Genomic DNA, 20186 nt, shown 5'->3' with positions numbered 1-20186 from the left:
CCTTCCGCATGGATGGGCAGGCCCTCAAGGTGCACTGCCTTTGATGACAACAAAAGGAATATATAATTATCTATTTATAGCGTTAGGGAATATAAACGCATTACTTGGCACCGAATCCGGCTGGATGCCGGGATTGTGCAGGCGCGAGAGTTTTTCCGCCGGCAGGCGCGAGGCGAACTGCCAGCGCTTGCGGCCCATGGCGTCGTAGCCGAAGCAGCTGGTGAGCGTGCCCTGGGTGCGCAGGACTTCGCGGTGCAGGTCGTCGCGCTCGATGTCGCTGATCAGCTGGCCGTCGAGGTTGAGTTGGTGCAGGTGGCCGCTGCCGTAGTACAGGTGATTGAGGTGTTGGCCGGTGGGCAATGTCAGCGTGGTGAGGTTGCTCAGTTGATCGTATTCGTAGGACAAGGCGCCTTGCGGCGTGGTCTCCTGGATCAGTCGGCCGAGCAGGTCGTAGGAGAATTCCAGCGTTTCTTCGCTGACGCCCAGTTGCTTGCCCTGCGCGGTCGGCAGGCGCTGGATCGACAGCAGGCGATCAGCGTCGTCGTACACGTAATCCTGACGGGCATCGGCATTGAGTTTGGCCAGCAGCCGGCCAATGCTGTCGCGCTCGAACTCGGTACGACGCTGTGGTTGTTCGCCGCGTTCGCCGTAGCCGGTTTCGTCGACCTGGGTCAGATGCCCGCCGAGGTTGTAGCTGAAGCGTCGGCTCAGGTTGTCGATGCGTTTTTCTTCGATCAAGCGGTCGGACGTATCGTAGGCGAACTGGTACGCCGCATTGTTTTCGTTGATCAGCGCGGTCAGGCGAATCGCCGGGTCGTACTCGTAGCGGATGCGCTGGCCCTTGGCGTCCTGGCGGCTGCTCGGCAATCCACGGGCGGTGCGCAGCAGGCGCGTGGTCTGGCCTTTGCCGTCGGTATGGCTGAGCACCTGGCCGAGGGCGTTGTAGGTGAAGGACTCGGCGCTGCCGTCCGGATGATGGATGCGCAGCACTTCGCCGTCGGGTTTGCGTTCCAGGGTAGTGGTCTGGCCCAGCGCGTCGGTGACGGCGACCAGGTGCTGGCGCTCGTCGAAGCGGTAGGTGGTGTTTTTACCCGAGCAATCCTGGAAGCGTTCGACCTGGGCCAGGGTGTTCCACCACAGGTATTTGGACTTGTGGGTCGCATCGATGATGGTGTGCGGCAGGCCGTCGTCGCCGTTGAGGTATTCGGTGGTGTGGCCGAGGGCGTCGACTTCGGCGATGAGGTTGCCCTTGTCGTCGTAGCGGGCTTGCCAGGTGCTGCCGTCCGGGTAGTCCACCTGTGTTATCAGCGGGGTCAGGTGGTGATAGCGGTATTTGATCGTGCGCCCGAGCGGGTCGGTCTCTTCGAGCAGGCGTGAGTATTCGTCGTACTTGAGTGTGATGCTGTTGCCGTCGGGCAATGTCAGGCCGGTCATGTTGCCGGTGTCATCGATGTCGATGACGTAGTGCTCGCCGCCGAAGTCGCGGCTGGCTGTGATGCGATGATCGGCGTTGTAGTGAATCTCGGCTTCGCGCCCGAGCACGTCAGTGACCCGCGTGGTGCGCGCCTTGCTGTCGTAGCGGAACTGGAAGCGCTCGCCATCGCTGGTCCAATGCTCCACTACCCGTTGCTGGCTGTCGATGTGCTCCCAGCGGTAATTGCAGGTCAGGCCCAGGGCGTTGCTGTGGCTGGCCATCACGCCGTCGATGTAGCTGAAACGGCGCACTGAATCGCCGTTGCGGTTGATGACTTCAGCAAGCTGGCCGTTGTCGTCGTAACGGTATTGCACCAGGGTTTCAACGGCCTCGTTGTCGACCACGCGCCTGACGTCGGTCAGGCGGCCCAGCGGGTTGTCGTAATGCAGGTGTACCCGCACGCCACCGGTGGCGCTGATGTCGGTGAGCGTGCCTTCGGCGGTGTGGGTGAAATGCAGGAAGTGGCCCAGGGCGTTTTCGATGCGCTGCAGTGGTACGGGGATGTTGTCGTCCGCGACTTCGCCGAAGTAGAAAAACGTATTGTCGAGGGTTTGCAGCAGGTAGTGGCCGCCCTCGGTGCAGACCAGATGCACCTGTTCATGGGGGTTGTAGATGCGTTCCCCCGGCTGCACGTCCACGAACGGAACACTGCGCCCCTGATTGTCAGTGAGGTACACGAAGGCGCCACTGCGACGCAGGCTTTGCTCCCAGGGCAAGACCCAGCCCTTGCCGAGCACGCTGTCAGCGCTCAGGTCACTGGCATAGAAGCGGGACCATTGAATCGACATCAGGCCGGGCAGACTGAAGTCGGTTTCGTCGGTGATGACCTTGCGGCCTGTGGTGGCGTCAACCGGGTTGCCGATCAAGCCTCCCACCGCGCGCTCGATGGCCGGCCCCACGACGTAACGCGAGGCGACCTCGCCGGCGACGAACCCGGCGGTGAATTTCAGTGCGCAGGGCATGACGGCTTTCATGCCGGCCTGGGTCCCTGCCTTGATCAGTTGGGCGATACCACCGGCCGCACCGGCGACCGCCATGAGGATGTCGACCGTGGTCCGCAACCAACCGGGAATCTCGTCGTCCACTGGCAGGTAGCGGTGGGTCCCGCCACCGATGAATACATTGTCCGAGCCGCTGGATAGAGTTGCGCCGCAGGTCATTTTGTCGCCCTTGCGGGCGGCCGCCGTGCCGTTGATGAAGACGTTGGTCGAGCCCTCGGCGACCTTTACCGGCCCGGGATGCTTGTCGCAGGCCCCCGTGCTTTTTTCGACATGGGCCGCCTTGCGACTGTTGATGAACACGTTGGGCGACGCAGTGACGATGGTCCCCGCGGGTGAAGAAAACATACTGCCTATCTTCTCCCCGGCCGCGGTGAGCAGGCTACCTCCGACGCCTGCGGCCAAACCCGCCAACAAAGCCACGCCAAACCCACAGGTGAACGTAGCGATCGCCACCGTGGCGATCAACGCTATACCGAGCGCCGCACCGATGAGAAACCCGCCCAGGGCGCTGGTGTGCGACAGTTCATCGCCAAACCTTGCGGCTTCAAACATGGCCGTTACTCCGGTGGGCTGGAGTCGGTCTTGGGGCCGCCGGGCTGGCGAGGCTGAAAGCTCGCCAGCAGGTCCATCCAGTTCTGATTCTGCTCGCTGCTGAAGTCAGCCTGGGCTGTGGTGGAAAAAATGATCGCGCGTCCAGGCTCGATCAGGAACGCCGCTTGGCGCTGGTAGAAAGGTCGGCCATCGGTCATGTAATACGCATCGATCTGCACGCCCTCGATCGGCGCCGTGGTCGACAGCGCAACGGCCTTCTTGCCCAGCAGCGTATAGCCGCGCAACTTGGACGCGAGCATCTTGATCTGACGCTCGACGTAGGCCTTGAGCGCTTCGCCGGGCAGCAATGTGTCCCGGGAAATGGTGATACTCAACGGCGCCGGAATGCTCGCCCCCAACACAAACATGTTCACCGTGCGGTCCTGGAAACCTTGTGGCAACGCGATGCTGCCTTCCTGCAACTCATAATCCATTTCGGGTAACTTCCTTGAATCAAAAAAAATAGGCGTTCAGCGGGCAGCGAGGCCATCGAGCATGTCGTCAAAATCAACCAGCCACAGACTGAGCGCGGGTCGGGCTGGATCAATCTCGCAAGCAATGCTCAGCCATTGCATATCGTCACGCCCGGCGACAGGCACCAGGGCAACGACAAGGCGCGCATGACGTTCGGCATGACCGGACTTGAAATGCAGGTCCACGGACTTCGCCGCACTGCCAGCCACGCGGACATCGCGCTGGCGGATGATGCGCACGTCCGGATGGTCTTTGCGAAAGCCCTGCACCGACGCCTCGAAAAGCTGCTCCAGGGTCTGCCCCTGTTGCACATCGCGACGCTTGATGGTCAGGCTGACCGGCTCGCCCTGGTGATCGAGGGTGGTCTGGACCTCGCGGAAATTGAACCCCGTCGGGAACGCCAGGTTGAAGCCACCGAAGCTGAAACTGCTGGGCGTGTCTTGCAGCGCCACCACAGGTTCGGGCTCGGGTTCCGGCTCGGGTTCAATGACCGGTGCGTTCTGCAACTCAACGCGAGCAGCTTCCTCCTGCGCGATACGCTTTTCGGAAATCCGATCGTAGAGGCTGGTTCTGATCATGGCGCCGCTACCTCAGTCATTGACCCTGACCTCGGAACCGGTGATCTGGGTCGTGCCAGTGCTCGTCGTGGTGATCGCCTTGCCCTTGATCTCGATGCCGTCCGGCGTGAGGGTGATGCTGCTGTCCCCCACCTGAAGAATGATGTGCTGATTGGCACTGACCTGAATGAACTGGTTGTCGACCTGAATCGTCAGTGAGCCTTCCTGGACATTCATCACCGTGTCTTTCTTGATCGTTTCGGTGTGCGTGCCACCGACCGTGATCGTGCGGTTGCTGCCGACACTGTGGATCTCGTCGACCTCGATCTCGGTGTCCATGTTGCGCTCGGCATGCATGATGATCTGCTCGGCGCCGGCCTTGTCTTCGAAGCGGAAGAAGTTCGCCGTGCCGCCGTCACCCTTCATCGACCGCGTCAGAAACCCGCTCTGGGTCTTGTTCGCCGGCAGCGACCACGGCGGGGTGTTCTGGCTGTTGTAGAGGCTGCCCATGACCAGTGGGCGGTCTGGATCACCATCAAGAAACGCCACGACCACCTCGTCGCCAACGCGAGGGATCAGGACACTGCCAAAACCGCCACTGGCACCGGACTGCGACACGCGGACCCAACAAGAACTCTTGTCGTTGAACTCACCGTAACGGTCCCAGTGGAACTGCACTTTTACCCGGCCCAGTTCGTCGGTGTAGATCTCTTCGCCGGGTGGGCCGACGACGATGGCGGTTTGTGGGCCGGATATCGTTGGCGTCAGGGTATCGAGTTGAGGTCGAAACTTGATTTTCTTGCGTACGCAAAAAAAGTTGTTGGCATAACCCGCCTGTCCGCCGGACAGATAATTATTACTGCCCCGATGCTGGATGCTCATCAACAAAAACTGTCGGTCATCGACCGAGCCATTATCGTGTTCGTAGTGCTGCGTGAGCTCGAACGTGTAACCGGGTCGCATCGCCCGGCAGTTGCTCGCAGCGGAAAACTCCTTGCCTCTGAGTTCCAGTGCCTCGATACGATTGCGCACCAGCACTTCGCCGTCGTCGTACGTTCCATGGGTGTACTGCCCCATGAAGTCGTAAATCTCGAACGCAGGTACATCGCCCTGCTGATTGAGACTGTTCATGGTCACTGGAAGGCGGTTTTGAGGCTGGCGGTAATCGAAGGTCTGGACCGCTATTTTGCTCGATTGCAACTCCCTTTCCGCATTCCAGTGGGTGATCGAGTCCGCCGACTCCGTAATGGAAGCCGTGTGAAATCGCACTTGAGGCTGCTCTGGCAGTACAGGTAACTGGGTTGAATCATCCATGATGATCAACGTGTGACTATCGGCGGTGTGCTCGAAGTAATAGAACAGCCCTTCGTGCTCCAGCAGGCGCATTACGAAATGCCGATCACTTTCCCGATATTGAGTGATGTAGCTATGAGGTTTGAGCGCACGGTTAACTCGAAACTCGAACTTGGCCAGTCCTTCATAACGACTGAACACTTGGGTAATCACTTGTTCGACCGTTTGGTCCTGGAAAATCTGCGAGTCAAACCGCTGTTCAAGCAAACTGAGCCAGGAGCCGATCAGCGCCGAATAACGACACATCCCACCGTCGCTGCCACTACTACCGAATCGCAATACATGCCCGTTAATGTAGCGACTTGCGCCCGTAGCCAATTCAATCTCGATCGTCGCCGACTGCCCCAGCGCGCTTTTGAGTTTTACACTGGCATCATCGGACAACAGCTCCAGTTCAAAGCCGAACTCCATCGAAAGGCCCTCGTGCCCGACGAAGGATTCAAGCAGGAGTTCCTGGCCACTTTTAAGCGGCATATTCAGTTTGAACAGGCGCCGGTTCTGCGCGGTAAACAAGGATGAAAGATCCATTGTCATGTGTAACTCCTGTAATCAATGTTCGGGCAACCGCCGCATTAATGTTTGGCTATCAGGAACCTGTCGACTGGCGCAGGGAACCCATCCATTTAAATAACCGGCCCAGCCACCAGCGGCTGCGGGCTTCGCGTATTTCGTCGATTTGCATGAAGGTGTAGGGGGTGGGCATTTTGCGTTCCCGAATGCGGAGGGTGCGGAGACCTCGGATGCTGTGGCGTAAGTAGAACAACATAAATACACAACCCCCCGTGCAGATCATTATCGCAACTATACCTCCCGTATCTGCACCCACTGACTTCAGAAACATACTGCCTGTAAGCGTCGACACACCGGAAATTAATCCGAGATTATAACTCTTGGCATTCGCAACTTTTTTTGGCCGGGCTGCAACCCTATTGCCTACGCATTCGAAAGGAAAAAACGATGCTTTACTATAGAAAATCACTAGAAACGTCAGAAATACGATGGTGATTGGTGCTATCCCAATGGCAACAGACCTGAAGTCCCCCTTACCAAAAAAATCTGAAGCGATCAAGTACGCCAAATTTCCGGAAATAAAAGGTAAAGCCACCAACCCAGTTATAAATACTGTTGATAAAAATACAACAAACCTCTCACAACAATAAATCAAATACAAACTAAAACCAAAATAAAAAACAACAACAAATAAATAACACCACCAAAAATACTCCAAATCAAAGGGGCCAAAAGCACCAAAAAAAGCAACCACAAAAAACGTCAAAAAAATGTGTTTTTTTATATTCTTCGCGTCAATCATGAAAACTTCACTCGATAAACTCCCGCCCACATCACGCCGAAGTACGCAGGGTGCCTAACCATTTCAACAACCTACCCATCCACCACCGGTTACGGGCTTCACGAATCTCATCAATTCTCATGAAGGTGTACGGGGTAGGTATGCCACGCTCTTGCAAGCGAAGAGTACGGATACCGCGGATTGTATGCCGAAGACGTATTAGTAAGAACACGCAAATAAAAGTCCCAAAAAAAATTGAGGCCGCCCCAGCATTAAACGAACCAACAGACTTTATAAACAGACTACCAATTAATGTTGAGACACCTACTAACACCCCACCAACGATGCCAAAATCTTTCGCCTTGAAATCACGAACAGCGACTCTTCCACTATTAATTTCGAAAGGAAAATATGAGGACTTAGTAAAATAAATCAGAACAAACAACGCAACCACTACTAGCACAGGCGCTACTCCCAGCATGGCCGCCGGCCCCACGTCAAACCCTATATCTTTTCTCAAAATCAAATAACTTAAACTACACATAAGATACATAAAGGAATACAAACCAGCGCACAGCGTCACCAATACAAAATTTGTATATCGCTCACATCGATAAGCCAAATATAATGTCACCCCCAACATAGCGAAGCTAAGTAAAAAATATAGATACCAATAATTCGGAAATTCGTAGATTTTGAACCCCCCCGCAAATACCACCGCAAAAAACACGAGCCACGGTAGCTTTTTAATCATATATGCATCAGGATCAAACATTTAGCACTCTCATTCTGTCAGGTAATTCCCAAACTCTTTATCATAGTTACCACGCCCCATGAACGATTGTACGGCGGCACCACCCAGCCAACCAAATGCCAGAACAATAACAAGCGGCGCCCCCAGCGCACCTGCGAATGCTGTAAAAACGACGCCTCCCGCAAACGCAGCCACATTAGTGGGCTGGCTATATGCAGACCGCCTATAAAACTCATCCATAGATGCCGAACTTGTATAATCAAAATAAGCCTGCGGCCCAACGGCCAAGGCAATGCCTACGGTATTACCTGTCATAAACTTTAGCCCGCGCGTTGCACCTTCGGCATGAAGCATCGCACGCTGATTGAGCGCCCCCTTGGTCCCATAAGCTGGGAGATGAGCAACTTGCCCCCCTATCTTACCGAGCACCTTGTAACTTTGCGCCTGAGCTGTAATCGGCACCTCGAAGTGCAACTGCCCCGCAACCCGAATCAGTTTTATCCGACCTTTAAAGGCTTTTTTAGCCGAAGTCGAGTTCGCTGTTCCACGACTATTGGCCCACTTGATCAGCTTTTTCTTGTCGGCCGCGGAGAGATCCAGCAGGTCTACAACCGACTTTGACTTGGTTAACGCAGCGATGCTGGTTCCGGCACTGACCAAGGTGCCTGGCAAGTTGGCCGGAGAAAACATCAAGGGCCCTATCTCCGGGATGGCCTCGGCGGTTTTCTGCAATTCTTTCAGCGCTTCGACTGAAATATCCTTCGCCGAAGACAGGTTCCTGATTAACGAACGCAATAACTGTAAGGATTCTTGCGCCTCACTAGGCGACATGTCCAATTCAGGCGAAGCCAGTTCATGGGCAAGAAACATTGCCGCGTTGTAATCATTGGTCGCGTAGTAACCGGCAAAATTTTGCGGTGCAGGAAAAGCCCGCGAGGCAATCTCGCTGGGAAATGGAAGATTGCCGCCACCGATCAATCCGGCTTGTTGGCGCGTTCCGCGAGGGTTGGCCACTGTGCAGGGTAAAAATCTTTCGTCCATGTTCCTTTCTCCTATACCCGCCGATCGGAAAGTTCCGTAGGAAACTATCGCCGTGTAACGGCTCTACGCACTTTCTGCACGTCACGCTCAACTAGCTGAAGCCTCGCTCCAGCAAACAACAATAAAGACCAACTGATCCAGCTGTCTGTTCCGGGATGCGATCACCCTACCCGCAAAAAGTTCTTGGCATATTGAAAAACGAGAAGCACATCACAGTTTGTCGAACCGGGACTTGAATACGTGCGAAAGGAAACACCCATGCGCCCTGGCGCACAAGTACCATTTCACCGGCATCACCTTCGGCCTGACCCTGGCCGAACGCCTGCTGGACAATTTCTGGAGCGGCCTCTTCCCTTCCCTCGAGGATGGGGTTGATGAACGCGCTGCCCGTCTGGCATGGATGAAAACAACCCTGGCCGATGTCGTGGGCGGACTGCCCATCACCCAGGGCCAGCAGTACGGCCTGCTGCGTTACGACGAATCCCGGCACGTCGAAAACCTCGGTTTGCAGAACCCCCAGGCCATGCGCGCCGCCCTCGAGGAAGGCAAGATCAACGCCGAGGTGTTCCAGCGTTCGGTGGTGCTGACCGACTCCGATCACCTGCGCCTCAAGGCCGGCGAAATAGCCGCCAGCCTCAACGCGTGCCAGCAACTGCAGAGCACCGCCGACAGGCTGTTCGGCCAAGACGCGCCAAGCTTTGCCGGGCTGCATGACGTGTTGTCCCGCACAGGCCAACTGGCCGAAAAACTGCTCAAGGACCGCGGCATCGAACTGAACCCGGCCCCTGTCGCGCCCACCCCGACCTTCGCCGAAATCGCTGGCGCACAACCTGCAGGTGCCGCAATGACCCAGACCCGGCAAGACATCCCCGTCACCCCGCTGCGCACCACACCGCAAACCCGCGACGAGGCCTTCACCCTGCTGGCGGGCATCGCGCGGTTCTTCAAGCAGACCGAGCCCCAGAGTCCCGTGCCCTACCTGATCGAACGCGCGATCAAATGGGGCAACATGCCGCTCGAAGGTTGGCTGAATGATGTGATCAAGGACAGCAATGTGGTGGACAACATTCGTGATGTGCTGGGGACCAAGGAAGCAAAGTCCTGACTCACTGAGAGGATGTAGAAATTGCAGGCAAAAAAAATCCCGGGCAGCTGATGGACGCCCGGGACTTAAAAATGCATAAACCGTGGTGGTGAACGCGGCGCGGATATTACGCAATGTTTCGCTCTGTAACAAGATATTTTATTTAACCAACCAGTTACTAACCTCTCTAAGCCTTTAAATATCCAGATATTTTTTAAGGTTAACCTCGAAACCTCTTTAACTACAGGAACCAGCGATACTCCCGCGCACTGATCTCGTGCATGAAGGCCAAGTGGTCCTGGCGCTTGTTTTCGCAATACACATCGACGAACTCCGCGCCCAGTCCTTCGCGCAACGGCGGGTTGCCTTGCATAGACTGCACGGCCTCAAGCATTTCCAGCGGGAAATCGATGCCGCTGTTGCGGTCTTCGTTGAGCGGGGCAATCGGTTCGCGACCGTGTTCCAGTCCTTGCTCCAGCCCGACCAGAATCGCGGCGAGCACCAGGTAAGGGTTGGCATCGGCACCGGCGAGACGATGTTCGATCCGCAGGTTTTTCGCGTCCGACTCCGGCACTCGCAGGCAGGCGTCACGGTCTTCAAAACCCCAACTGGCTCGCGAGGCGACGTTCACCGTGCCGCTCAAGCGACGCATCGCGTTGTGGTTTGGCGCGAAGATCGGCATGCAGTGCGGCAACACATCCAGGCAGCCCGCGACCGCATGGCGCAGCGCTTGCTGCCCGTTCGCCGCCAGCAGGTTGTTGCCCGCTCCGTCGTAAAGGCTCACGTGCACATGCATGCCGCTGCCGGGGTGCTGCAAGTAAGGCTTGGCCATGAAGCTGGCGCGGTAGTTGTGCTTGAGCGCGACGCCGCGAGTACTACGGCAAAACAGGGCAGCCCAGTCGGCGGCGCGCAGGCCGTCATCCAGATGACCGAAATTGATCTCAAACTGGCCAGGCCCCAACTCGGCGGTGATCACCGTGGCATCGATGCCTTGCGCCCGGGCGGTCTCGACCATTTCATCGAGTACCGGGGCAAACCGCGACAGACGCTCGATGTGCATGTTCGGTTGATCATCGGCATCACCCGTCAGCGGATCACGGGCAAACTGCGGCAAGCCATCGCGCAACTGGCTGTCGAACAGATAGAACTCCAACTCGAACGCCACCACCGGGAAAATGCCTTTGCGGCCCAGCCGCGCCAGCACTTGCGCCAACACTTCGCGGGGTTCGAATTCGATCGGTTTTTCTGTGCCATCAGAGGTGATCAACATTTGTCCCAACGGCTGTTTTTCCCAGCCCACCCGTTTCAGCGTACCTGGCACCAGGCGACGCAACGCATCGGGATCACCGTCGTTGAAGCAGTAGTCGCCGATCTTGAACAGCCCGCCCTGTGTACCGAGCAACACGCAGTTCTGCGGCAACTTGAGCGCGCTGCCGGCAGCGACTTTTTCGAGCATTTCGATCGGGTAGCGCTTGCCGTAGAAATGCCCGGGAATGTCCAGGGCAATCAGGTCGACGTAGCGCACATCGGGGTAGCGCTGACGAAACCCACGCACTTCGGCCAGCAGATCAGAGCACACAGCATCCATCATTTTGTTCCTTGTTGTTTTTATCAGGTGTAAACCCAAAGCACGCGGGTGAGTTGGTCTGAGAGATTGCCGTAGCGGCAATGGGCGTGACTGGCCAGTTGAAAACTGTCGCCGGCACGCAGGGTCACCGGCTCATCGTTATCCAGCCACAACGTCAATTCCCCTTCGAGGACATAGCCACCCTGCTCCGAGCTGTCTTTCATATGCCGGTCGCCACTGCTGGCACCCGGTTCGAGTTGACTTTCGAGCATGGAAAAAGACGCGCGCATTTTCGGCGAGACCATGATGTCGGTGATGCCGTCGGCGTAGTACAGCGTGCGGCGCTCGTCCGGGCGGGTCACCCACGGCAAGGCCATGGGTTTGGGCAGGCTGTAGAAATAGGTGGTCGGCACGCCGAGGGTTTCGCTGATGGCGGTCAGGTCCGCCACCGTCGGGCGGGACAAACCGCGCTCGACCTGCGACAGGAACCCCACGGACCGGCCGATTTTGTCCGCCAATTCCTTGAGGGTGTATTTCTTGTGCTTGCGCAGGTCCTGGATCAGGATCGCCAGCGCCGAAATCTCTTCTTGCATGTCCATCTGGAGGCTTCCAAAAATTGCTGCTTCAAATGCTGTCGCGCAGCCGATACCAGGCTTTGCCGATGGCTTCCAGTGGCGCTGCCATGTACTTGCCGCCGGGAAAGCTGCCGTTACTCAACCCTTGGTACAACGCCAACTCGTCCGGCTGGCCGAGAATCGCATCGCCAACTGCCCGTGCCCCGGCAAGGGTCGGCAGTACGCCGTGACCGGAGTATCCCTGTAGCCAGTACACATCGCCGCGTCGACCGATGTCCGGCGTGCGCTTGAGGGTCAGATCGATGTGACCGCCCCAGGCGAACTCCAGCTCGACGCCTTTCAATTGCGGAAACACCCGTTCCAGGCACGGCCGGGTTGCGCCGGCGATGTCTTTCGGCATCCCACCCAGATAAGTGCAGCCACCGCCGAACAGCAGCCGGTTGTCAGGTGTGCGGCGAAAATAGTCGAGCACAAACTGGTTGTCGGTGACGCACACATTGCTCGGTAGCAACGCCGTCGCCTGCGCTTCGGACAGTGGCGCGGTGGACACCTGATAAGTGCCAACCGGCAACACGCAACTCGATAGCTGCGGGTCGAGGCGGTCAAGGTAAGCATTGCAGGCCAGCACCAACACATCGGCGCGGATGCGACCGCGCTCAGTGGTGACCACGTAGCCGTTGGCGTCCTCGTGATAATTCAGCGCTTTGCTTTGTTCATGAATCACGCCTCCGGCCCGCTCGATCGCGGCGGCCAGTCCCAAAGCCAGTTTCAGCGGATTCAAGTGCCCGCCTTCGGGATCGAACAACCCGGCCTGATAACGCTCGCTGGCGACCCAATCCGGCAGTTGCTCGCGCGGGATGAACTGCAAAGCGTCGTGACCCCATTTGTGGCTGGCCTCGTGTTGCCATTCCGTCAGCAGGCTGACCCGTCGCGGCATCACCGACGTCCAGAGGTGACCGGGCCGATAGTCGCAATCGAAACCATGGCGCGCAGGCAGCTCACGTAACTCCCGCGCCGCCCAACGCATGCTGTCCCACAGCCGCCGCGCGCGCTCATAACCCAGTGCGGCTTCCAGTGGCGGCATGTCACAGGACCAACCCAGAATGGCCTGCCCGCCGTTACGCCCCGAAGCCGCCCACGCCACCCGGCTGGCCTCCAGCAGCGTCACGCGTTTGCCGGCCAGCGCCAGGCGCAGTGCCGTGTGCAAACCGCTGAAACCGGCGCCGATGATCAGCACTTCGGTGTCTTGCTCACCGTCGAGTGCCGGCCGATCGACCAGGCGATCGGCGCAGGTATGGGCGTAATAGCTGGCAACATGCTGCGTGGATTGCTGAAACATTCCGGCTCCATGAAATTTTATAGTTCTAATTTCATGAAAAAATACACGATGATTTTCACGCAGGCAATGATTCAGAGACGAAAGCGCGTTTTAATCCAAACAGCGGATATCAAAAGCAGCCCAAATGCGGTTTCGCCGACCGCTTTTCCTGCCCCTGCCCGCGCGCCGCCACCATCATCGCGCCGTCCTGGTATCCGATCCGGATGGCGGGTGAATGCGCATTGCGGGATGTGATCAGCAACGGCAAGGCCACTACGCCCACGACGGCGACATCTGGAATTCCCGACATCCACCAGCGTGAGGGTTTGCTTGACCCGGCGCTTTGCCCCCACTTTTTCACCCCCGCTTCAACCCTCCCCTGCAAATCGCGATTTTCTGCCTAGACTTGCTCCTGTCCGTCGTACGAACAAGCGTTAAAGCACGGAACCGTACGAACAACTAAAACAAGAGGAATCCCCCCAGATGTTCAAGTCCATCTGCAAAGTGTTCGCCTGCACCCTTGCCCTGAGCACCATCACCAGTGTCATGGCAGCCGATCCGGTGATCATCAAATTCTCACATGTGGTAGCCGAACAGACGCCCAAAGGCCAAGGGGCGATGCTGTTCAAGAAACTGGTAGAGGAACGCCTGCCCGGCAAGGTCAAGGTCGAGGTCTACCCAAACTCCTCGTTGTTTGGTGACGGCAAGGAGATGGAAGCCCTGCTGCTCGGCGATGTGCAGTTGATTGCACCGTCACTGGCCAAGTTCGAGCAGTACACAAAGACCGTGCAACTGTTCGACCTGCCTTTCCTTTTTGACAATATCGAGGCCGTCAACCGCTTCCAGCTGAGCCCGCAAGGCCAAGGGCTGCTCAAGTCCATGGAAAGCAAAAACATCACCGGCCTGGCCTATTGGCACAACGGGATGAAACAACTCTCTGCCAACAAAGCCCTGCGCGTCCCCGCCGATGCCCGTGGCCTGAAGTTCCGGGTCCAAGCGTCGGCCGTACTTGAGGAGCAATTCAAGGCCGTGCGCGCCAACCCGCGCAAAATGAGTTTCGCCGAGGTGTATCAGGGTTTGCAGACCGGTGTGGTCAACGGTGCGGAGAACCCCTACTCGAACATCTACAGCCAGAAGATGCATGAAGTGCAGAAGTTCATCACTGAATCCAACCATGGCCTGCTGGACTACATGCTGATCACCAACACCAAGTTCTGGAACGGTTTGCCACCCGATATTCGCAGTGAACTGGACAAGATCATTGTTGAAGTCACCGCTCAGGTAAACAAGGAAGCGGAGCAACTGAACCAGGGTGACAAAGAACGGATTATCGCGGCCAAGACCACCGAAATCATCACCCTGACGCCCGAGGAGCGCGAGCAATGGCGTGAAGCGATGAAGCCGGTCTGGAAGAAGTTTGAAGGTGATATCGGTCCTGACCTGATTTCCGCAGCCGAAGCCGCCAACAAGGCTCAATGATCGCAAGGCAGGCGCTGCTGACGCGGCGCCTGTCCGGTCATCAATCGACGGGAGATGCCATCCGTGAAAGCGCTCAGGCGTATCTGGGAACACTTCGAGGAGGGATTTATTGTCTTCCTCCTGGCGGCCATGACGCTGGTCACGTTCGTCTACGTGATCCTCAATAACCTCTATAGCTTTTTCTACTGGATGGGCGACCATTGGGGTGATGCGAGCGTCCCGTTGTTTGCCATCGGCGACGGGATCATGGGGATGGCCCAGGCCATGACCTGGAGCACCGCGCTGACCAAAGCCCTGTTCGGCTGGCTGATCTTTTTCGGCCTGGCTTACGGCGTGCGCACGGCCGGGCATATCGGCGTTGACGCGCTCGTCAGGCTCACCAGCAGATCGGTGCAAAAGTACATCGGTATCGTGGCCTGCCTGTGCTGCCTGGCTTATGCGGGACTGCTCAGTGTTGCCAGCTTCGAATGGATTAACACGTTGATGATTGCAGGCATCGGCGCAGAAGACCTCGGCCACTTCGGTATCATGCAATGGCACATCGGGCTGATCGTCCCCTTGGGGTTTGCCCTGGTCTTCATTCGCTTCGCCGAAATTCTCGTGCGCATCCTGCTCAACCGCCAGACCGGCCTGGGCCTGGCCGACGAAGCCGCCGATGTGCTGAAACTGACTGAACACGAGGATGACAAGCCATGACCATCGCCTTCCTGTTCGTCGCCCTGTTCGTCCTGATGTTCATCGGTGTTCCCATTGCCATCTCCCTGGGGCTGGCCGGCTCGCTGACCATCATTTTTTTCAGCCCCGATTCCGTGCGCTCCCTGGCGATCAAACTGTTCGAGACGTCGGAGCATTACACACTGCTGGCGATCCCGTTTTTCCTGCTCGCCGGGGCCTTCATGACCACCGGTGGCGTGGCGCGCCGGCTGATTGACTTTGCCAATGCCTGTGTCGGTCATATTCGCGGCGGCCTGGCCATCGCCGCCGTATTGGCGTGCATGTTATTCGCCGCCCTTTCCGGCTCAAGCCCCGCGACAGTGGCTGCGGTAGGCTCGATTGCCATTGCCGGCATGGTCCGCTCCGGTTATCCGCAAGCTTTTGGCGCGGGGATCATCTGCAACGCAGGGACCCTGGGCATCCTGATTCCGCCGTCGATCGTGATGGTGGTCTACGCCGCCGCCACCGAAACCTCGGTCGGCAAGCTGTTCATGGCCGGTGTGGTGCCAGGCCTGTTGCTGGGCACCGCGCTGATGGTGGCGATCTACATCGTCGCCGTTAAGAAAAACCTGCCCGCCTTACCACGCGCCACGTTGCGTGAATGGTTGGGTACGGCGCGCAAGGCCATATGGGGTCTGTTGCTGATGGTCATCATCCTGGGCGGGATCTATTCCGGGATGTTCACCCCGACCGAGGCGGCAGCTGTCGCGGCGGTTTACTCGGCCTTCATCGCCTTGTTCGTCTACAAGGACATGACGCTCGGCGAAACGCCGAAAGTCCTGCTGGACTCAGCCAAGCTGAGCATCATGTTGATGTTCATCATCGCCAACGCCATGCTTTTTGCCCACGTGCTGACCACCGAGCAATTGCCGCAACAAATCACCGCCTGGGTGATCGAGGCCGGGCTGACGCCGGTGACGTTCCTGCTGGTGGTGAACATCGTGTTGCTGGTTGCCGGCGCGTTCATGGAACCTTCGGCCATCATCCTGATCCTGGCCCCGATCCTTTTCCCCATTGCCGTGAAGCTGGGTATCGACCCGATTCACCTGGGCATCATCATGGTGGTCAACCTCGAAATCGGCCTGATCACGCCACCGGTGGGCCTGAACCTGTTTGTCACCTCCGCAGTGACCGGTATGACACTGCCAGCCACCGTAAGGGCCGCGATGCCCTGGCTGATGATCCTGCTGCTGTTCCTGATGCTGATCACCTACGTGCCGTGGATCTCCCTGGTGCTGCCGAACTGGCTGGGCATGAATTGACGTCTCGCCCACCACGCTCTGCGCCGGGATCTACTACAGTGGAAACACTCTGCATAAAGCCATAACAAGACGGAGAGGTTCCCCCATGCGAGTGACAAAACGCTTTGCCCTGTTGGCCGCCGCCACCCTGGCCTTCACCACTGCCGCCCAGGCAGCGCCGGTATTCATCAACATCCTGACCGGGGGGACCAGTGGGGTTTATTACCCGATTGGTGTGGGCTTGTCGCAGATCTACAGCGATGGCATCCCGGGCGCGAAGACATCGGTCCAGGCCACCAAGGCTTCGGTGGAAAACCTGAACCTGTTGCAAGCCGGTCGAGGCGAACTGGCTCTGGCACTGGGTGACTCGGTAGCCGATGCCAAGAACGGTGTGGAAGACGCCGGTTTCAAAACGCCGTTGACCAAACTGCGCGCCATTGGCGGTGCCTATCCCAACTACATCCAGATCGTGGCCAGCAAGGAGTCGGGCATCACCACCCTGGCGGACCTCAAAGGCAAAACCATCTCGGTCGGTGCCCCCAAGTCGGGCACCGAGCTGAACGCGCGAGCGATCTTTAAAGCGGCGGGTTTGACCTACGAGGACATGGGCAAAGTGCAATACCTGCCCTTTGCCGAATCGGTCGAACTGATCAAGAACCGGCAACTGGATGCGACGCTGCAATCGTCCGGATTGGGCATGGCGGCCATCCGCGACCTGTCCTCGGTCATGCCATTGAACTACATCGCCATCCCGACCGATGTGGTCGCAAAGATCGGCAACCCCGCCTACCAGAGCGCGTTGATTCCGGCCAATACCTATGACGGGCAAACCCAAGCCGTGCCGACGGTGGCAATCACCAACATTCTGGTCACCCGCGCCGACGTGCCCGATGAAGTCGCCTATGAGATGACCAAACTGATGTTCGATAACCTGACGCGCCTGGGTAACTCACATTCGGCAGCCAAGGACATCAAACTGGAAAGCGCCGCGAAAAACCTGCCGATTCCGCTGCATCCGGGCGCCGAACGCTACTACAAGGAAAAAGGCGCGCTGTAACCGCACGAGGCGCAGCGGGCCTAGTTGCCACTGCGCCATCAACTCTATCCAGTGTGGTCATGAGGCAGGCAGCCAATGAGTGACGAGCATCACGGCATTTCCGCGAATCCGCGGGACTGGCCAAAAAACCTATTTTACGTAGCGTTGCTGTTTTCGATTTTTCAGATCGTCACCGCGGCCTTTTCCCCCATCTCCAGCCAGGTCCTACGCGCAGTACACGTCGGTTTTTTGCTCTGGGTGGTCTTTCTGAGTTACCCCGCCCACGGCAAGACTCGTCCCTGGCAACCGCTGGCCTGGCTGCTCAGCCTGGCAGCCATCGTCACCGCGTTGTATCAATGGGTGTTCGAGGCGGACCTGATCCAGCGCTCCGGCGACTTGACGACAGCGGATACGGTGACAGGTGTCCTGCTGATCGTTCTGGTATTCGAAGCCGCCCGGCGCGTGATGGGCATTGCGCTGCCAATCATCTGCGGCCTGTTCCTGGCCTACGGTTTGTTCGGCGAATATCTACCGGGCGACCTGGCCCATCGCGGCTACGGCTTTGACCAGATCATCAATCAACTGTCGTTTGGAACCGAAGGCCTGTACGGGACACCGACCTACGTTTCGGCCACCTACATTTTTCTGTTCATCCTGTTCGGCGCCTTTCTTGAACAGGCCGGCATGATCAAGCTGTTCACCGACTTCGCCATGGGATTGTTCGGGCACAAGCTCGGTGGCCCAGCCAAGGTGGCCGTCGCCTCGTCGGCGCTGATGGGGACCATCACCGGCTCCGGGATTGCCAACGTCGTGACCACGGGACAATTCACCATTCCGCTGATGAAGCGCTTTGGCTACCGGGCCGCGTTTGCCGGCGGGGTCGAGGCCACGTCCAGCATGGGCAGCCAGATTATGCCGCCGGTCATGGGCGCCGTTGCCTTCATCATGGCCGAAACCATCAACGTGCCGTTCGTGGACATTGCCAAGGCTGCATTGATACCCGCCGTCCTCTACTTCGGCTCGGTATTCTGGATGGTTCATCTGGAGGCCAAGCGCTCCAACCTCAAGGGCTTGCCCAAAGACCAATGCCCCAGCGCCTTGGGCGCCGTCAAGGAAAAGTGGTACTTGCTGATTCCCCTGCTGGTGCTGGTTTACCTGTTGTTTTCCGGGCGCACCCCGCTGTTCTCCGGCATGGTCGGGCTGGCACTGACCGCCATTGTGATTCTCGGTTCGGCGATCATTTTCAGGGTGCAAGGCTTCGGCCTGCGCTGCGCGTTCTGGATCGCGCTTGGCGTCCTGTGCACCGGCTTTTTCCAGTTGGGCATCGCGGTGATTTTTGCGGTCATCGCGGTGCTGATGGTGATATGCGCGTTCATCAAGGGCGGCCGGGAAACGCTGGTCATCTGCCTGCATGCGCTGGTCGAAGGCGCACGCCATGCAGTACCGGTGGGCATCGCTTGTGCACTGGTGGGCGTGATCATCGGCGTGGTGTCACTCACGGGGGTGGCTTCAACGTTTGCCGGGTATATTCTGGCCATCGGCCGGGACAACCTGCTGCTGTCACTGATATTGACGATGCTGACGTGCCTGGTACTGGGCATGGGCATTCCAACCATCCCCAACTACATCATCACCAGTTCGATCGCGGCACCGGCCCTGTTGGAACTGGGCGTGCCACTGATCGTGTCGCACATGTTCGTGTTCTATTTCGGCATCCTCGCCGACCTGACGCCACCGGTCGCCCTCGCCTGCTTTGCCGCGGCACCGATCGCCAAGGAAAGCGGATTCAAGATCAGCTTGTGGGCGGTGCGCATTGCGCTGGCGGGCTTCGTCATTCCGTTCATGGCGGTCTATAACCCGGCGTTGATGCTGCAAGGCGACAACGTGTGGATGACCGTCTACATGCTGATCAAGTCCCTGCTGGCGGTCGGCCTCTGGGGCATGGCGTCCACCGGTTACCTGCAACAGAAAATGGCCGTTTGGGAGCGTCTGTTGAGTCTAGGCGCCGGTGCATTGTTGATTGTCGCGATGCCGTTGACCGATGAGATCGGCTTCGCACTCGGGATACTGGTCATTGTCCAGCACGTCTGGAGATCCAGACTGGCTGGGGTGGCCAACGCATGATCGGCTTGTGCCTGGGCCTGGCCGGTGTGGTCTGGGCCCAGCTGCCGGTGTCGGACTTCACGCTGGCGTGGAACCACACCATCGAAAAGATCCGCTGGGAGGAGGATTACCGTGTCACTCAACAAGGCCTGGTGCTCGCAGAGGCACGAATCCGCGGCAATGGGGCGGGCATGGAGATTCCTGAAGACGCTCGACTGGAAAACGGCAGTTGGCACTACCGCCGCCTGCTGCCTGCGCAGCAACCCCTGCGATTGGGACGAACCCCCGAGGCCGGCGACTACCAATTGTGCTTCGATGACCGCTGCCATTTCATGAGCGAGTGGCTCGGTCCGCCGACCGACCGCCAGCCTTTCTTGCAGATGTGGAGTTGCCCGTCGGGATAACATTGCGTGTTGCGTCCGCTCACTGTGTATCACAACGTATCCGGATCCCGTCCCGATACACAGACTTTCATCTCGCCGTCGATGCGGACACAGCCCGGATACGTCACCGCGTTGTAATGACTGCCAGGT

At 58.0% G+C, this 20186-nt stretch carries 17 protein-coding genes and 1 pseudogene; 7 read left to right on the top strand and 11 right to left on the bottom strand.

Features of this window, described 5'->3' with window-relative positions:
• Window positions 1–66: 66 nt before the first annotated feature.
• From ACNYC6_RS28450 to ACNYC6_RS28420, 7 genes are read right to left on the bottom strand one after another with little or no spacing between them, the layout of a single operon-like run.
• Complete coding sequence (locus ACNYC6_RS28450) at window positions 67–3027, bottom strand: DUF6531 domain-containing protein (RefSeq protein ID WP_419710215.1); 2961 nt, start codon at window positions 3025–3027, stop codon at window positions 67–69.
• Window positions 3028–3032: 5 nt separating this feature from the next.
• A complete protein-coding gene (locus ACNYC6_RS28445; protein WP_419710214.1) occupies window positions 3033–3500 on the bottom strand; it encodes a DcrB-related protein in 468 nt (155 codons plus the stop codon).
• Between the two features lie 36 nt (window positions 3501–3536).
• A complete protein-coding gene (locus tag ACNYC6_RS28440) occupies window positions 3537–4118 on the bottom strand; it encodes a DcrB-related protein (protein ID WP_419710213.1) in 582 nt (193 codons plus the stop codon).
• A 12-nt stretch (window positions 4119–4130) separates the two neighbouring features.
• A complete protein-coding gene (gene tssI / locus ACNYC6_RS28435; RefSeq protein WP_419710212.1) occupies window positions 4131–5984 on the bottom strand; it encodes a type VI secretion system tip protein TssI/VgrG in 1854 nt (617 codons plus the stop codon).
• Between the two features lie 52 nt (window positions 5985–6036).
• Window positions 6037–6762, bottom strand: coding sequence for a hypothetical protein (locus ACNYC6_RS28430; RefSeq protein ID WP_419710211.1), 726 nt, complete (start codon window positions 6760–6762; stop codon window positions 6037–6039).
• A 31-nt stretch (window positions 6763–6793) separates the two neighbouring features.
• Window positions 6794–7516, bottom strand: coding sequence for a hypothetical protein (locus ACNYC6_RS28425; RefSeq protein ID WP_419710210.1), 723 nt, complete (start codon window positions 7514–7516; stop codon window positions 6794–6796).
• Window positions 7517–7525: 9 nt separating this feature from the next.
• Complete coding sequence (locus tag ACNYC6_RS28420; protein ID WP_419710209.1) at window positions 7526–8536, bottom strand: hypothetical protein; 1011 nt, start codon at window positions 8534–8536, stop codon at window positions 7526–7528.
• A gap of 262 nt (window positions 8537–8798) precedes the next feature.
• Here ACNYC6_RS28420 and tssA point away from each other — a divergent pair.
• Window positions 8799–9641: pseudogene (gene tssA, locus ACNYC6_RS28415) on the top strand (type VI secretion system protein TssA); the annotation flags it as partial.
• Between the two features lie 220 nt (window positions 9642–9861).
• On the opposite strand, the gene ACNYC6_RS28410 reads toward tssA, so the two are convergent.
• The 4 genes from ACNYC6_RS28410 to ACNYC6_RS28395 all read right to left on the bottom strand — a co-directional run bounded on the left by ACNYC6_RS28410 (window position 9862) and on the right by ACNYC6_RS28395 (window position 13348).
• Window positions 9862–11208 (bottom strand): glutamine synthetase family protein, encoded by a 1347-nt coding sequence (locus ACNYC6_RS28410; RefSeq protein ID WP_419710208.1) that lies wholly within the window; start codon window positions 11206–11208, stop codon window positions 9862–9864.
• A 23-nt stretch (window positions 11209–11231) separates the two neighbouring features.
• The gene (locus ACNYC6_RS28405) at window positions 11232–11786 is read right to left on the bottom strand and encodes a helix-turn-helix domain-containing protein (RefSeq protein WP_419710207.1); all 555 of its coding nucleotides are present in this window, start codon (window positions 11784–11786) and stop codon (window positions 11232–11234) included.
• Between the two features lie 25 nt (window positions 11787–11811).
• Window positions 11812–13101, bottom strand: coding sequence for an NAD(P)/FAD-dependent oxidoreductase (locus ACNYC6_RS28400; protein ID WP_419710206.1), 1290 nt, complete (start codon window positions 13099–13101; stop codon window positions 11812–11814).
• A gap of 109 nt (window positions 13102–13210) precedes the next feature.
• Window positions 13211–13348 carry a hypothetical protein gene (locus ACNYC6_RS28395; RefSeq protein WP_419710205.1) on the bottom strand — a complete coding sequence of 46 codons (138 nt, stop codon included), beginning with the start codon at window positions 13346–13348 and terminating at the stop codon, window positions 13211–13213.
• Between the two features lie 215 nt (window positions 13349–13563).
• Between ACNYC6_RS28395 and ACNYC6_RS28390 the strand changes: the two genes are divergently transcribed.
• From ACNYC6_RS28390 to ACNYC6_RS28365, 6 genes are all read left to right on the top strand, one after another.
• Window positions 13564–14559, top strand: coding sequence for a TRAP transporter substrate-binding protein (locus tag ACNYC6_RS28390; RefSeq protein ID WP_419710204.1), 996 nt, complete (start codon window positions 13564–13566; stop codon window positions 14557–14559).
• 63 nt (window positions 14560–14622) lie between these two features.
• Window positions 14623–15255 (top strand): TRAP transporter small permease, encoded by a 633-nt coding sequence (locus tag ACNYC6_RS28385; RefSeq protein WP_419710203.1) that lies wholly within the window; start codon window positions 14623–14625, stop codon window positions 15253–15255.
• Window positions 15252–16535, top strand: coding sequence for a C4-dicarboxylate TRAP transporter large permease protein DctM (gene dctM / locus ACNYC6_RS28380; protein WP_419710202.1), 1284 nt, complete (start codon window positions 15252–15254; stop codon window positions 16533–16535). Before ACNYC6_RS28385 ends, dctM begins: the two co-directional genes overlap by 4 nt.
• Before the next feature lie 85 nt (window positions 16536–16620).
• Window positions 16621–17571: a TAXI family TRAP transporter solute-binding subunit gene (locus ACNYC6_RS28375; protein WP_419710201.1), complete on the top strand. Its 951-nt coding sequence runs from the start codon at window positions 16621–16623 to the stop codon at window positions 17569–17571.
• Window positions 17572–17646: 75 nt separating this feature from the next.
• Window positions 17647–19674, top strand: coding sequence for a TRAP transporter permease (locus tag ACNYC6_RS28370; RefSeq protein WP_419710200.1), 2028 nt, complete (start codon window positions 17647–17649; stop codon window positions 19672–19674).
• On the top strand, window positions 19671–20057 hold the full coding sequence (locus ACNYC6_RS28365) for a DUF1850 domain-containing protein (RefSeq protein WP_419710199.1): 387 nt from the start codon (window positions 19671–19673) through the stop codon (window positions 20055–20057). The genes ACNYC6_RS28370 and ACNYC6_RS28365 overlap by 4 nt, the downstream gene beginning before the upstream one ends.
• The last annotated feature ends 129 nt before the right edge of the window (window positions 20058–20186 follow it).

Source organism: Pseudomonas sp. NFX224, assembly GCF_048565165.1.
Classification (GTDB): Bacteria; Pseudomonadota; Gammaproteobacteria; order Pseudomonadales; family Pseudomonadaceae; genus Aquipseudomonas.
This window is presented reverse-complemented; position numbering and strand designations above follow the sequence as displayed.